At 59.1% G+C, this 14,410-nt stretch carries 15 protein-coding genes and 1 other annotated feature; of the genes, 10 read left to right on the top strand and 5 right to left on the bottom strand.

Annotation, left to right across the window (positions count from 1 at the left end; genetic code table 11):
- Positions 1 to 22: 22 nt before the first annotated feature.
- Complete coding sequence (gene speB / locus GT753_RS03715) at positions 23 to 955, bottom strand: agmatinase (protein ID WP_004938781.1); 933 nt, start codon at positions 953 to 955, stop codon at positions 23 to 25.
- A gap of 248 nt (positions 956 to 1,203) precedes the next feature.
- Between speB and GT753_RS03710 the strand changes: the two genes are divergently transcribed.
- The gene (locus GT753_RS03710) at positions 1,204 to 2,118 is read left to right on the top strand and encodes a LysR family transcriptional regulator (protein ID WP_015377258.1); all 915 of its coding nucleotides are present in this window, start codon (positions 1,204 to 1,206) and stop codon (positions 2,116 to 2,118) included.
- Between the two features lie 6 nt (positions 2,119 to 2,124).
- On the opposite strand, the gene GT753_RS03705 is transcribed toward GT753_RS03710, so the two are convergent.
- On the bottom strand, positions 2,125 to 2,949 hold the full coding sequence (locus tag GT753_RS03705) for an SDR family oxidoreductase (RefSeq protein ID WP_015377257.1): 825 nt from the start codon (positions 2,947 to 2,949) through the stop codon (positions 2,125 to 2,127).
- A 229-nt stretch (positions 2,950 to 3,178) separates the two neighbouring features.
- On the opposite strand from GT753_RS03705, the gene hisL reads away from it, so the two are divergent.
- From hisL to hisIE, 9 genes are all read left to right on the top strand, one after another.
- On the top strand, positions 3,179 to 3,226 hold the full coding sequence (hisL, locus tag GT753_RS03700) for a his operon leader peptide (protein WP_100396937.1): 48 nt from the start codon (positions 3,179 to 3,181) through the stop codon (positions 3,224 to 3,226).
- Positions 3,202 to 3,328 (top strand) — a sequence feature (His leader region). (Overlaps the previous gene by 25 nt.)
- A gap of 71 nt (positions 3,329 to 3,399) precedes the next feature.
- Positions 3,400 to 4,299: an ATP phosphoribosyltransferase gene (hisG, locus tag GT753_RS03695; protein ID WP_015377256.1), complete on the top strand. Its 900-nt coding sequence runs from the start codon at positions 3,400 to 3,402 to the stop codon at positions 4,297 to 4,299.
- A gap of 4 nt (positions 4,300 to 4,303) precedes the next feature.
- On the top strand, positions 4,304 to 5,611 hold the full coding sequence (hisD, locus tag GT753_RS03690; protein WP_075684358.1) for a histidinol dehydrogenase: 1,308 nt from the start codon (positions 4,304 to 4,306) through the stop codon (positions 5,609 to 5,611).
- Positions 5,608 to 6,696, top strand: coding sequence for a histidinol-phosphate transaminase (hisC, locus tag GT753_RS03685; protein WP_042784059.1), 1,089 nt, complete (start codon positions 5,608 to 5,610; stop codon positions 6,694 to 6,696). Before hisD ends, hisC begins: the two co-directional genes overlap by 4 nt.
- Positions 6,693 to 7,760: a bifunctional histidinol-phosphatase/imidazoleglycerol-phosphate dehydratase HisB gene (gene hisB / locus GT753_RS03680; protein ID WP_015377254.1), complete on the top strand. Its 1,068-nt coding sequence runs from the start codon at positions 6,693 to 6,695 to the stop codon at positions 7,758 to 7,760. Before hisC ends, hisB begins: the two co-directional genes overlap by 4 nt.
- Entirely contained in the window at positions 7,760 to 8,350 is a 591-nt protein-coding gene (hisH, locus tag GT753_RS03675; RefSeq protein WP_004938803.1) for an imidazole glycerol phosphate synthase subunit HisH, read from the top strand. Before hisB ends, hisH begins: the two co-directional genes overlap by 1 nt.
- Positions 8,351 to 8,355: 5 nt before the next feature.
- The gene (gene hisA, locus GT753_RS03670; RefSeq protein WP_021504314.1) at positions 8,356 to 9,093 is read left to right on the top strand and encodes a 1-(5-phosphoribosyl)-5-[(5-phosphoribosylamino)methylideneamino]imidazole-4-carboxamide isomerase; all 738 of its coding nucleotides are present in this window, start codon (positions 8,356 to 8,358) and stop codon (positions 9,091 to 9,093) included.
- Entirely contained in the window at positions 9,075 to 9,851 is a 777-nt protein-coding gene (gene hisF, locus GT753_RS03665; RefSeq protein ID WP_015377252.1) for an imidazole glycerol phosphate synthase subunit HisF, read from the top strand. Before hisA ends, hisF begins: the two co-directional genes overlap by 19 nt.
- Positions 9,845 to 10,465: a bifunctional phosphoribosyl-AMP cyclohydrolase/phosphoribosyl-ATP diphosphatase HisIE gene (gene hisIE, locus GT753_RS03660; protein WP_015377251.1), complete on the top strand. Its 621-nt coding sequence runs from the start codon at positions 9,845 to 9,847 to the stop codon at positions 10,463 to 10,465. The genes hisF and hisIE overlap by 7 nt, the downstream gene beginning before the upstream one ends.
- A 74-nt stretch (positions 10,466 to 10,539) precedes the next feature.
- Here hisIE and gndA read toward each other — a convergent pair whose 3' ends face one another.
- From gndA to GT753_RS03645, 3 genes are all read right to left on the bottom strand, one after another.
- Positions 10,540 to 11,946, bottom strand: coding sequence for an NADP-dependent phosphogluconate dehydrogenase (gene gndA, locus GT753_RS03655; RefSeq protein WP_015377250.1), 1,407 nt, complete (start codon positions 11,944 to 11,946; stop codon positions 10,540 to 10,542).
- A gap of 156 nt (positions 11,947 to 12,102) precedes the next feature.
- On the bottom strand, positions 12,103 to 13,233 hold the full coding sequence (locus GT753_RS03650; RefSeq protein ID WP_021504313.1) for a glycosyltransferase family 4 protein: 1,131 nt from the start codon (positions 13,231 to 13,233) through the stop codon (positions 12,103 to 12,105).
- Positions 13,226 to 14,371: a glycosyltransferase family 1 protein gene (locus tag GT753_RS03645; protein ID WP_015377248.1), complete on the bottom strand. Its 1,146-nt coding sequence runs from the start codon at positions 14,369 to 14,371 to the stop codon at positions 13,226 to 13,228. The genes GT753_RS03650 and GT753_RS03645 overlap by 8 nt, the downstream gene beginning before the upstream one ends.
- Positions 14,372 to 14,410: the final 39 nt, after the last annotated feature.

The following is a 14,410-nucleotide window of genomic DNA, read 5'->3' as shown; positions in this document are numbered from 1 at the left end:
CGGCAGGGTCAGTACGCCGGCCTCAGCGGGCCGGCAGCACGCACAGCATTTCAAACAGCAGGTTGGCCGCCAGCAGCGCCGTATTGCCGGAACGATCGTAAGGCGGCGACACCTCCACCACGTCGCCGCCGACCAGGTTCAGCCGATGACAGCCGCGCACGATCTCCAGCCCTTGCCAGACCGACAGCCCGCCGACCTCCGGCGTGCCGGTGCCCGGTGCGAAGGCCGGATCCAGCCCGTCGATATCGAAGCTGAGATAAACCGGCGCTTCGCCCATCTGTTCGCGGATCTCCGCCATCAGCGGCGTCAGCGACCGGTGCCAGCAGGCCTCAGCCGGCACCACACGAAAGCCCTGGCGGCGTGACCAGTCGAAGTCATCCGCCGCATAGCCGCTGCCGCGCAGGCCAATCTGCACCACTTTTTCCGGCGCCAGCAGCCCCTCCTCAAACGCGCGGCGGAAGGTGGTGCCGTGCGCCAGCTGTTCGCCGAACATCTCCTCGTTGGTATCGGAATGCGCATCGACGTGGATCAGCCCGACCGGGCCATGACGACGGGCGACGGCGCGCAGCACCGGCAGCGTCAGGGTGTGATCGCCGCCGAGCGTCAACGGCGTGCAGCCGTGCGCCAGGATCTCGTGGTAAGCCGCCTCGATGCGCTGCACGCTGTCCGCCAGGCTGTAGGGGTTGATGGCGACATCCCCCAGATCGGCCACCTGCAGCCGTTCAAACGGCGCAGAGCCGGTGCCCATGTTGTAAGGACGGATCATCACCGATTCCTGGCGGATCTGGCGCGGGCCATAGCGAGTGCCGCTGCGGTTGGAGGTGCCGATATCGAGCGGAATGCCGACAAAGGCGGCGTCCAGACCGCGCGCCTGTTCTGCCGCGGGCAGGCGCATCATGGTGGGGAGGCCGGCAAAGCGCGGCATATCGTTACCGCTTTGGGGTTGGTTCAGCATGGCGTTTCCTTGTCGTTATCTGCGATGGATTGAAACATTTGAGCAACATTCGCAGGCTACCCCGGTGGCCACCTCGGCTACCATTCCCGCTTTTGCATGTAAACATCGGAAAACGCGATGCAACTAACCTATTGAAGTATTGATTTTTATTTCAACTTCATGCCATAAGAAAGGCCATATCTTCAGCGCCGCACCTATTTCTTCGATGTTAAAAATGGGTTAACCGGCCGACGTTCTGCGGAGGGGGAATGCTCACCAACCTAAGCGATATCGATCTGAAACTGCTGCGGGTGTTCGTCGCGGTAGCGGAAGCCCAGGGCGTCAGCGCCGCGCAGGAAGCGCTGCTGATGAACCAATCCACCATCAGCACCCATCTGGCCTCGTTGGAAACCAGACTGGGTTTTCGCCTGTGCCAACGCGGGCGCTCCGGCTTCCGGCTGACGCCCAAGGGCGAACGCATGCTGATCGCCTGCCGTTCGCTGTTCAACGCCGCCCGCGACTTCACCCGGGTCAGCCAGTCGCTGAACGGCCTGCTGACCGGCGATCTGCAAATCGGTCTGGTGGACAATCTGGTTTCGCTGCCGGGCAATCCGTTCAGCCAGGCCATCAAGCACTTTCAGCGGCGCCATCAGGACGTGCAATTGCAGTGCCGCATCTGTTCGCCGAACGAGATTGAGCAAGGGCTGCTGCACCAGCAGCTCGATCTGGGCATCGGTTACTTCGGCCAACAGCTGGAGGAGTTACGTTATCAGCCGTGGCTGGAGGAAATACAGGCGATCTACTGCAGCACGGATCACCCGCTGTTCGCGGTGGAAGACCCCGAGCGCGAGCAGATTGAAAACGCGCGCTGGGTCAAGCGCGGCTACCTGCTGGCGCAGCAGCTGTGCCCGATCGCGCCGCCTCACTTGGCGGCGGTGGCTCACCATATGGAAAGCGTCGCCCATCTGGTGCTGAGCGGTACCTGTCTTGGCTATCTGCCCACCCACTACGCGGCGCGCTGGGTGGAACAGGGGCTGCTGCGGCAGTTGGGCGGCACGGCGCTCTCTTATCGCGCCACGCTTAGCCTGGTCAGCCGCCCCGTCCAGCCCAACGAGGCGTTGAACGCGCTGCTGGAGGATTTGGCGCGCGCCGGCGAAAAAAAGCCCCGCATGCGCGGGGCCTGACGGACGTTAACTGACCGGCATGCGCGCCGGATCGGGATACTGATACTCAAAACCCAGCTCGTTGCAGATGCGGTTGCCGTCCACCAGCCGCTCATCCTGCTCCGCCTCGTCGGCGAACTGCGGCGGCTCCAGATGCAACTGCTCGGCCAGCGCCGGATAAAATTCGCGCTTGGCCGGATGACGCGGCGCGCACAGGTTGTACACGTGGCCGCCCTTCGGCAGCTTCAGCAACAGTTGGATGGCGGCGATGACGTCGTCCTGGTGCACCAGATTCACCCCCTGCGAACCGCCCTTCACGTCGAGCTTGCCCGCCAGGAAGCGGCCGGGGTGACGATCGGCGCCCACCAGCCCCGCCAGGCGCAGAATGTCCACCGAGGTGTTCGGCAATTCATGCAGCCAACGCTCCAGCTCGGCCAACACCCGCCCTGACGGCGAGACCGGCCGCAACGGCGACTCTTCGCGCAGCGTGCCTGCGGTTTCGCCGTACACCGAGGTGGAACTGGTGAAGATCACCCGCGGCACGCCAAAGGCCATCGCGCTGTCCACCAGCATACGCACCGCATTGAAATAGTTTTCGCTGCCTTCGACGGTGCGGCGAGCGGGCAGTGTCACCACCAACGCATCCACGCGCAGCAGCGATTCCAGATCGTCCGGATCGCACACCAGCTCCGGCGTCAGTTCCAGTTGGTAGCATTCGATGCCGCTCATGCGCGCGGCCTCGACGCCGTCCGGCGTGGTTTTGCTACCGACCACGTCATACCCGCGCCCCATCAGCGACAGCGCCAACGGCATGCCCAGCCAACCCAAACCAATAATGGCTACCTTTTTCATCCTCTTCCTCTCCTGAAGATCGCAGCGCCCTACCCCTAAGGCTACGCCACTGCGCACGGCGATACAATCTGCCCGGCTTAAGGTCAGGTAAAGCTGTCTGTGGCTAATAACCTAACCTGTTTCAATAAATTAAATTTATGACGTTAAAAAAGGGTTGCGCGGTGGACAGCGGATAGTTTAGCTTAATTGGTATACGGTTTTTACCGGCTTTTGATTAGAGAAAAACACCATGACACGCGTTCAGTTCAACCACCATCATCACCATCACCCTGACTAGTCTTTCAGGCGATGAGTGCTGGAAGACGGTTTGTTAATCTTCCAGTGGCGCGCAGAACGCAAGAGAGAGCCCTCGGAAGATTTCTTCCGAGGGTTTTTTTTTGGCTCCGGACAGACAGAAAGAATAGTTTTTACAATAAATTCATAAAGATTACAGATTAAACAGAGGTTACCATGCTGGACAAGACACGTTTACGGATCGCAATGCAGAAGTCGGGCCGCCTGAGCGATGAATCCCAGGAACTGCTGGCGCGCTGCGGCATCAAGATCAACCTGCAGCAGCAGCGTCTGATCGCCTTCGCCGAGAACATGCCGATCGATATCCTGCGCGTGCGCGACGACGATATTCCGGGCCTGGTGATGGACGGCGTGGTCGATCTCGGCATCATCGGCGAAAACGTGCTGGAAGAAGAGCTGCTCAGCCGCCGCGCCCAGGGCGAAGACCCGCGTTACTTCACGCTGCGCCGCCTCGATTTCGGCGGCTGCCGCCTGTCGCTGGCCACCCCGCTCGATGCCGAATACGCCGGCCCGCAAAGCCTGCAGGACGCCCGCATCGCCACCTCTTACCCGCACCTGCTGAAGCAATACCTCGACAAGCAGGGCGTGCGCTTCAAATCTTGCCTGCTGAACGGCTCGGTGGAAGTGGCGCCGCGCGCCGGTCTGGCCGACGCCATCTGCGATCTGGTCTCAACCGGCGCCACGCTGGAGGCCAACGGCCTGCGTGAAGTCGAAGTGATCTACCGCTCCAAGGCTTGCCTGATCCAGCGCGACGGCGAAATGCCGGAAGCCAAACAGCAGCTGATCGATCGCCTGATGACCCGCATTCAGGGCGTGATCCAGGCGCGTGAATCCAAATACATCATGCTGCACGCGCCGAGCGAGAAACTGGACGAGATCGTCGCGCTGTTGCCGGGCGCCGAGCGCCCGACCATTCTGCCGCTGGCCGGCGCGCAGAACCGCGTGGCGATGCACATGGTGAGCAGCGAAACCCTGTTCTGGGAAACCATGGAAAAACTGAAAGCGCTCGGCGCCAGCTCGATTCTGGTGCTGCCGATTGAAAAGATGATGGAGTAACGCCATGTCGACCTTCAACACGCCGATCGATTGGGCGACCAGCAGCGCCGAACGCCAGGCCGAGCTGCTGATGCGCCCGGCCATCGCCGCCTCCGACAGCATCACCCGCACGGTGAGCGAGATCCTCGACAACGTGAAGGCCAACGGCGATCGGGCGCTGCGCGACTACAGCGCCCGTTTCGACAAGGCGGAAGTCTCGGCGCTGCGCATCAGCGCCGAGCAGATCGCCGCCGCCGCCGCGCGGTTGGGCGACGACATCAAACAGGCGATGGCGGTGGCCGTCGCCAACGTGGAAACCTTCCACAACGCGCAGCGGCTGCCGCCGGTGGACGTCGAAACGCAGCCGGGCGTGCGCTGCCAACAGGTGACCCGCCCCATCGACTCGGTCGGCCTGTATATTCCCGGCGGATCGGCGCCGCTGTTCTCCACCGTGCTGATGCTGGCGACGCCGGCACGCATCGCCGGCTGCCGCCGGGTGGTGCTGTGCTCGCCGCCGCCGATCGCCGATGAGATCCTGTATGCGGCGCAGCTGTGCGGCGTGCAGGAAGTGTTTCAGGTCGGGGGCGCGCAGGCGATCGCCGCCCTGGCGTTCGGCACCGAGAGCGTGCCGCGCGTGGCGAAGATCTTCGGGCCGGGCAACGCCTTCGTGACCGAAGCCAAGCGGCAGGTCAGTCAGCGCCTTGATGGCGCGGCCATCGACATGCCGGCCGGCCCTTCGGAGGTGCTGGTGATCGCCGATGCCGGCGCCACTCCGGCGTTCGTCGCTTCCGATCTGCTGTCGCAGGCCGAACACGGCCCGGATTCGCAGGTGATCCTGCTGACGCCGGACGCGGCAATGGCGCAGGCGGTGGCCGAAGCGGTGGAAAGCCAGCTGGCCGAGCTGCCGCGTGCCGAGACCGCCCGTCAGGCGCTGGCGAGCAGCCGCCTGATCGTAGCGCGCGATCTGGCTGAGTGCGTGGCGATCAGCAACCGCTACGGCCCGGAGCACCTGATTATTCAGACCCGCAATGCGCGCGAACTGGTGGACGGCATCACCAGCGCCGGTTCGGTGTTCCTCGGCGACTGGTCGCCGGAGTCCGCCGGCGATTACGCCTCCGGCACCAACCACGTGCTGCCGACCTACGGCTACACCGCCACCTGCTCAAGCCTTGGGCTGGCCGACTTTCAAAAACGCATGACGGTGCAGGAGCTGACGCCGCAGGGCTTCAGCAACCTGGCCGCCACCATCGAGACGCTGGCTGCCGCCGAGCAGCTGATCGCCCACAAGAACGCCGTGACCCTGCGCGTCGCCGCCCTGAAGGAGCAAGCATGAGCATCGAAAAACTGGCGCGCGCCAACGTTCGCGAGCTGACCCCTTATCAATCGGCGCGCCGCCTCGGCGGCAAGGGCGACGTATGGCTGAACGCCAACGAATACCCGATCGCCCCGGAATTCCAGCTGACCGCGCAAACCTTCAACCGCTATCCGGAGTGCCAGCCGGCGCAGGTGATCGAACGCTACGCCGCCTATGCCGGGGTGAAGAAAGAGCAGGTGCTGGTCAGCCGCGGCGCCGATGAAGGCATCGAGCTGCTGATCCGCGCCTTCTGCGAGCCGGGCAAAGACGCCATTCTGTTCTGCCCGCCGACCTACGGCATGTACGCCGTCAGCGCCGAAACCTTTGGCGTGGAGCGCCGCACCGTGGCCGCCAAAGAGGACTGGCAGTTGGATCTGCCGGCCATCGCGGACAGCCTGGACAACGTGAAGCTGATCTACGTCTGCAGCCCGAACAACCCGACCGGTAACCTGATTGACCCGGACTCTCTGCGCAGCCTGCTGGAGATGGCCAAAGGCAAAGCGATCGTCGCGGTGGACGAAGCCTATATCGAGTTTTGCCCGCAGGCCTCGGTGGCCGGGTGGCTGAGCGACTATCCGCACCTGGCTATCCTGCGCACGCTGTCGAAGGCCTTTGCGCTGGCCGGCCTGCGCTGCGGCTTTACGCTCGCCAATGAAGATCTGATTGCCCTGCTGCTGAAGGTGATCGCGCCTTACCCGCTCTCGACGCCGGTGGCGGATATCGCCGCGCAGGCGCTGAGCGAAGAAGGTATTCGCACCATGCGCCAGCGCGTCACCGACATCGCAGCCACCCGCAGCTGGCTGCAGCAACAGCTGGAAAAATGCGCCTGCGTCGAGCAGGTTTTCGCCAGCGACAGCAATTACCTGCTGGCCCGCTTCACCGCCTCAAGTAATGTGTTTAAAAGCTTGTGGGATCAGGGCATTATCTTACGAGACCAAAACAAACAGCCCGGGTTGTCCGGCTGCCTGCGCATCACCATAGGCACCCGCGACGAATGTCAACGCGTGGTGGACGCCTTGTCCGCCCTGCCCGGCGCCAACCAGACTCGCCAGGAGCCAATGTGAGCCAAAAAATCCTCTTTATCGATCGTGACGGCACGCTGATCGCCGAGCCACCGGAAGATTTCCAGGTCGATCGCCTGGACAAGCTGGCGCTCGAGCCGGACGTGATCCCTTCCCTGCTGGCGCTGCAACAGGCGGGATATCAGCTGGTGATGATCACCAATCAGGATGGGCTCGGCACCGCCAGTTTCCCGCAGGAAACCTTCGATCCGCCGCACAACCTGATGATGCAGATCCTCAGCTCGCAGGGCATTCAGTTCGCCGATGTGTTGATCTGCCCGCACCTGCCGGCGGACAACTGCGACTGCCGCAAGCCGAAGACCGCGCTGGTGAAGGGTTACCTCGAACCCGGCGTGCTCGATACCGCCCACAGCTACGTGATCGGCGATCGGCCGACCGATGTGCAGCTGGCGGAAAACATGGGCATTCAGGGGCTGCGCTACCAACGCGGCGTGCTGGGCTGGAAAGAGATCGTGCGCCAGCTGACCCTGCGCGACCGTCATGCGCGGGTTAACCGCGTGACCAAAGAGACGCAGATCGATGTCAACGTCTGGCTGGATCGCGAAGGCGGCAGCAAAATCAAAACCGGCGTCGGCTTCTTCGACCACATGCTGGATCAGATCGCCACCCACGGCGGCTTCCGCATGGAGATCGACGTCAAAGGCGACCTGTATATCGACGATCACCACACGGTAGAGGACACCGGCCTGGCGTTGGGTGAAGCGCTGAACAAGGCGCTCGGCGACAAGCGCGGCATCGCCCGCTTCGGCTTCGTGCTGCCGATGGACGAGTGTCTGGCGCGCTGCGCGCTGGATATCTCCGGCCGCCCGCACCTGGAGTACAAGGCCGAGTTCAACTATCAACGCGTCGGCGATCTCAGCACCGAAATGGTCGAGCACTTCTTCCGCTCGCTCTCCTACACCATGGGTTGCACGCTGCACCTGAAGACCAAAGGCAAAAATGACCACCACCGGGTCGAAAGCCTGTTCAAAGTGTTTGGCCGCACGCTGCGCCAGGCGATCCGCGTCGAGGGCAATACCCTGCCGAGTTCGAAAGGAGTGCTGTGATGAACGTGGTGATTTTGGATACCGGCTGCGCCAACCTGGCCTCCGTCACCTACGCGGTGCGGCGCCTGGGTTATCAGCCGGAGGTGAGCCGCGATCCGGAGATCGTGCTGCGCGCCGACAAGCTGTTCCTGCCGGGCGTCGGCACTGCGCAGGCGGCGATGGATCAGCTGCGCGAGCGCGATTTGATCGAACTGATCAGGGCCTGCACGCAGCCGGTGCTGGGCATTTGCCTCGGCATGCAGCTGCTGGCGGCCAGCAGCGAAGAGAACGGCGGCGTGACCACGCTCGGCCTTATCGATACGCCGGTCAAGCAGATGACCGACTTCGGCCTGCCGCTGCCGCACATGGGCTGGAACCAGGTATCCGCGCAAGCGGGTCACCATCTGTTTCGCGGCATCGATGACGGCGCCTACTTCTATTTCGTTCACAGCTATGCGATGCCGATATGCCCCAGCACCATCGCCCAGGCGAATTACGGCGAGCCCTTCACCGCCGCCGTGCAAAAAGACAACTTCTTCGGCGTGCAGTTTCATCCAGAACGATCTGGAGCGGCCGGCGCGCAACTGTTGAAAAACTTTCTGGAGATGTAGGCAGCATGATTATTCCGGCTTTGGATTTGATCGACGGCAACGTGGTGCGTTTGCATCAGGGCGATTACGGCCAACAGCGCGACTACGGCAACGATCCGCTGCTGCGCCTGCAGGACTATCAACAACAGGGCGCCCAGGTGCTGCATCTGGTCGATTTGACCGGCGCCAAGGATCCGGCGGCGCGCCAGATCCCGCTGCTGCGCAAGCTGCTGGCGGGAGTTGAGGTGCCGGTGCAGGTCGGCGGCGGCATCCGCAACGAACAAGACGTCAGCGCCCTGCTGGAGGCCGGCGCCACGCGCGTGGTGATCGGCTCCACCGCGGTGAAACAGCCGCAGTTGGTGCAAAGCTGGTTCGAACGCTACGGCGCCGACGCGCTGGTACTGGCGTTGGATGTGCGCATCGACGCGCAGGGCGTGAAGCGCGTGGCCATCAGCGGCTGGCAGGAAGACTCCGACGCCACGCTTGAACAGGTGGTGGAACAGTTCCTGCCCTACGGGCTGAAACACGTGCTGTGCACCGATATTTCGCGCGACGGCACGCTGGCCGGTTCCAACGTGGCGCTGTATCAGGAAATCAGCCGCCGTTATCCGCAGGTGGCCTTCCAGGCCTCGGGCGGCATCGGCAATCTGGACGACATCGCCCAGCTGCGCGGCAGCGGCGTTGCCGGCGTGATCGTGGGGCGCGCCCTGCTGGAAGGTAAATTTAGCGTTGAGGAGGCGATCGCATGCTGGCAAAACGGATAATCCCGTGCCTGGATGTTAAAGACGGGCAAGTGGTGAAAGGCGTGCAGTTCCGCAACCACGAAATCATCGGCGACATCGTGCCGCTGGCGCAGCGCTATGCGCAAGAAGGCGCGGACGAGCTGGTATTTTACGATATCACCGCCTCGAGCGACGGCCGGGTGGTGGACAAAAGCTGGGTGTCGCGCGTGGCGGAGGTGATTGATATTCCGTTCTGCGTCGCCGGCGGCATTAAAAGCGCCGAGGACGCCAGCCAGATCCTGTCTTTCGGCGCCGACAAGATTTCGATCAACTCGCCGGCGCTGGCCGATCCCGATCTGATTAGCCGCCTGGCGGATCGCTTTGGCGTGCAGTGCATCGTGGTGGGCATCGACACCTGGTTCGACAGTGAAACCGGCAAGTATCACGTCAATCAATATACCGGCGACGAGAGCCGCACCCGCGTCACCCAGTGGGAAACCCTCGACTGGGTGCAGGAAGTGCAGCGCCGCGGCGCCGGTGAGATCGTGCTGAACATGATGAACCAGGACGGCGTGCGCAACGGTTACGATCTGCAGCAGCTGCGCCAGGTGCGCGAGGTCTGCAAAGTGCCGCTGATCGCCTCCGGCGGCGCGGGCACGATGGAGCACTTCCTGGAAGCGTTCCGCGATGCGGACGTCGACGGCGCCCTGGCGGCATCGGTGTTCCACAAACAAATCATCAATATCGGCGAACTGAAAAGGTTCCTGGTCGAACAAGGCGTGGAGATTCGCGTGTGCTGACAGAACAACAGAGAAACCAGCTGGACTGGGAGAAAACCGACGGCCTGATGCCGGCCATCGTGCAGCACGCCGTTTCCGGCGAAGTGCTGATGCTGGGTTACATGACGCCGGAAGCGCTGGCGACCACCGAGCAGAGCGGCAACGTCACCTTCTTCTCGCGCACCAAGCAACGCCTGTGGACCAAAGGCGAAAGTTCCGGCCACTTCCTCAAGGTGGTCAGCATCACGCCGGACTGCGATAACGACACGCTGTTGGTATTGGCCAACCCGATCGGCCCGACCTGCCACCTGGGCAACAGCAGCTGCTTCCATCCGGCCGCCAGCGACTGGACGTTCCTCTATCAGTTGGAACAGCTGTTGGCGGAGCGCAAGCACGCCAGCCCGGACAGCTCGTACACCGCCAGCCTGTACGCCAGCGGCACCAAGCGCATCGCGCAGAAGGTCGGGGAAGAAGGCGTGGAAACCGCGCTGGCCGCCACGGTCAACGATCGCGAAGAGCTGACCAACGAAGCTTCGGACCTGATCTATCACCTGCTGGTGCTGCTGCAGGACCAGGATCTGGATCTGAGCGCGGTGATCGGCCGGCTGCGCGAGCGGCATCAGAAAAAAGCATGACGTTAACTCGCACGCAATAAAAAAGCCGCCGGGCGTTAACCTCGGCGGCTTTTTTTATCGCTCAACGGGCGGGGTTATTCCATCCATTCGGTATGGAACACGCCTTCCTTGTCGGTGCGTTTGTAGGTGTGCGCGCCGAAGTAGTCGCGCTGCGCCTGGATCAGGTTCGCCGGAAGCACCGCTGAACGGTAGCTGTCGTAGTAGGCGATCGCGGCGGAGAAGGTTGGCGTAGGGATACCGTTCTGCACGGCGTAGGCCACTACGTCACGCAGCGCCTGCTGGTACTCGTCGGCGATTTGCTTGAAGTATGGCGCCAGCAGCAGGTTGGCGATATCGGCGTCCGCTGCGTAAGCGTCGGTGATCTTCTGCAGGAACTGGGCGCGGATGATACAGCCGGCACGGAAGATCTTGGCGATTTCGCCGTAGTGCAGATCCCAGTTGTTTTCTTTAGACGCGGCTTTCAGCTGAGAGAAGCCCTGCGCGTAGGACACGATTTTGCCCAGATACAGCGCGCGACGCACTTTCTCGATGAATTCAGCTTTGTCGCCAGTGAACGGCGCCACTTTCGGGCCGGTCAGCACTTTAGACGCGGCAACGCGCTGATCTTTCAGCGAGGACAGGTAGCGTGCGAATACCGATTCGGTGATCAGCGACAGCGGTTCGCCCAGATCCAGCGAGCTCTGGCTGGTCCATTTGCCGGTGCCTTTGTTGGCGGCTTCGTCCAGGATCACATCGACCAGGTATTTACCTTCTTCGTCTTTCTTGGTGAAGATGTCTTTGGTGATGTCGATCAGGTAGCTGTTCAGTTCACCCTTGTTCCACTCGGCGAAGGTTTCGGCCAGCTGCTCGTTGCTCAGATTCAACGCCTGTTTCAGCAGAGAATAGGCTTCGGCAATCAGTTGCATGTCGCCGTATTCGATGCCGTTGTGCACCATCTTCACATAGTGGCCGGCGCCGTCTGCGCCGATGTAGGTCACGCAAGGCTCGCCTTCCGCAACCGCAGCGATTTTCTCCAGGATTGGCGCCACCAGCTCGTAAGCTTCTTTCTGGCCGCCAGGCATGATGGAAGGCCCTTTCAGCGCGCCCTCTTCACCGCCGGAAACGCCGGTGCCGATGAAGTTGAAGCCCTGGTCGGACAGTTCGCGGTTACGACGGATGGTGTCCTGATAGTAGGTGTTGCCGCCGTCGATCAGGATATCGCCCTTGTCCAGGTGCGGAGTCAGCGAGGCAATGGTTTTATCCGTTGCTTCGCCCGCTTTCACCATCAGCAGGATGCGGCGCGGTTTTTCCAGTGATTCGACAAACTCTTCAACGGTGTAATACGGCGCCAGATTCTTGCCCGGGTTCTCAGCGATCACTTCGTCAGTTTTGTCGCCAGAACGGTTGAAAATGGAAACGGTGTAACCACGGCTCTCGATGTTCAGCGCGAGGTTGCGGCCCATTACCGCCATGCCGACAACGCCGATTTGTTGCTTGGACATTTAGGAACTCCTGTCTGAGGATGACCCTGCCGGCAACGTCGGCCAGCAGGTTTTGTGATGTGGCACACATGTTAACTCAGGATTGAGCCGGGTGGGTAGTGATTGGTGCGATAGGTCACATAACTCGTCTAAATTTTCAGTAACCTGCCAGACCATTCAATCGGGCTTATTATGCCTTCCCAGCAGGGATTCGTAGATTTTCGCGTATGCCTCGACCATTTGTTTGGAGGTGAACATCTCTTCGTAGCGTTCATACGCCTTATTACCGAATGTCTCCGCCAACTTGGGGTTCTCCCAAAGCTTATCCATTGCCTTTCTCAATGCCGAAGGATCCGATGGAGGGATCACCAGTCCCGTCTGATCATTGACGTTGATAAAGGTAGTTCCTGTCCCTATTTCACTTGAAATCATGGGTTTTCGGTACATGGCACCTTCCAGTAGCGAAATGCCAAACGCTTCCGAGCGTAAATGTGACGGAAATACAATACCATAGCTCAGCGTCAGTAGTGCCGATTTATCCTCATCCGGCAATGCGCCAAGAAAATGAACGTTTTTCAGTCCCAAGTTCTGAGCCTGCTCACGCAATTCACTTTCGATCGGCCCGGCCCCTACGATCACGATAGGATAGTTTGCACCGATAGCCGCCTCTAGCAGTATATGTAACCCTTTATAATAGCGTAACGTGCCAATAAATAAGAAAAATGGTTGGCCGAGCTGACGCTGCCATTTTTCCAAGCGGCTCGGCTCTGGCACCGGATATGTCTCTTTATCCAGACCTATCGGAATCACAGAGACTTTATTTTTGAACGTTTCCAATACGTCACTGGTGGCCACATAGTTCGGTGATGTTGCTACGATGCAATCTATTTTACGCAAGAACAGGTGCATCAGTGGCTTATATAACCTAAGAAGGTTTTTTTGCCTGATAATGTCAGAGTGATAACTAACTACTGTCGGCTTATTCACTCCCGAGAGGAAGTGTACAAGATCCATGTATGGCCATGGGAAATGATAGTGGATGATATCCGCTTGCTCGCTGAGCTCTTTAAATTTCTTTATGACACGAAATGAAAATGGGTTAGATGCAATGCTGAAATCTTGTCTGACTTTATGAGCTGTATGCTGTGAAATAGTTTCGCAACTATCCTTATCTGCAGGCGTTACGGACAAAACATCCGTCGATATACCCTTCTCTACCCCACCTTCAGCGAGTTGGTATATCACTTGCTCAATGCCGCCAAATGAGTCAGGATAATAGGTTTTATAAAAATGGAGTACTTTAATCATTATTAGTCAATTTTTGATAAACGTTTAAAGTTTGGCTAGTGCAATTTTTCCAGGAAAACGTTGCTGCATGTGACAAACCTAATGCAATTGCATCCTTTCTCCACGCTTCATCTGTCAGCCCTCTGATAATAAGCTGCGTTAATAAGCTGACATCCTCAGGAGAGTGAGTTAATGCCGCATCACCTGCGATTTCCGGCAAAGATGAACTGTTGGAACAAATCACCGGAGTTCCCGAGCTCATCGCTTCCAATACCGGAAGCCCAAAGCCTTCATAGTGTGATGGGAAAACAAACAGCCTGGCTGCAGAGTACAATAATGGCAATTCTTCTGCAGCCGCAAATCCCAGATACTTGAGCCATCCCTCACGCTGTCCTCGCTCTATTTCCTGCATAATGTCATCATTGCGCCATCCCTTATAGCCGGAGAGGACTAATGGATAACGGGCACGCAATCCGTCAGGCAGTTTTCTATAAGCATGAATAAGGGAAAGAATATTCTTCCTCGGCTCAATGGTACCAACGAATAAGGTGAAGGCTTTATAGCTTAAATCAAATTTTTTTAAAACTCCAGATACGTTTTCTACCTGACGAGGGTAAAAATCAGGCGAGCTTGCCAGATGAACCGTGTGGATTTTCTCAATTGGATAATCGAAATATTCATGAATCTCTTTACGAATATAGTTCGAGACCGTGATGAGACCATTCGCCCTCGATAATGCTTTCATCATTTCTTTCTTGGTATAACGATTCCTTTTAGGATCGAAACAGTGCTCCCATTTAAAAGGAGAAAGATCATGAAACGTTGCCACTGCAGGGCCGTCAAAAGGAGGGAGGAAATAATTAGGTCCATGAAAAAGGCAACGTTCGTAGCCACGCAGCGCCTTCTTTTTTAGTTGTGGCATAAGCAATCTGTAGGTCTCAATAGCCAATGAATTGCTCTGCACAATTTTTTTCAACCAGTGACTACTATCAGATGTATTTTTTGCCGTAGGTATGTTAGATAAAAAACGGGTACCGGAGAAAAAATTTAGTTCTTCAATTTCGTTGTGGCTTTGCAAGCCTTTTGCCAACTCATAGGTATAACGCCCTATGCCAGTCAACGGGAACTTGATAGGCTCAACGGAAAGAATTATTTTCATCTAAAGTCACATTCCATAGAATATCTATGCTTTCAACAT

Origin of the sequence: Serratia sp. Z4, assembly GCF_009900725.1 — a bacterium.
Classification (GTDB): Bacteria; Pseudomonadota; Gammaproteobacteria; order Enterobacterales; family Enterobacteriaceae; genus Serratia; species Serratia nematodiphila.
The sequence above is the reverse complement of the archived record's forward strand: the minus strand, read 5'-3'. Positions and strand labels throughout refer to the sequence as shown.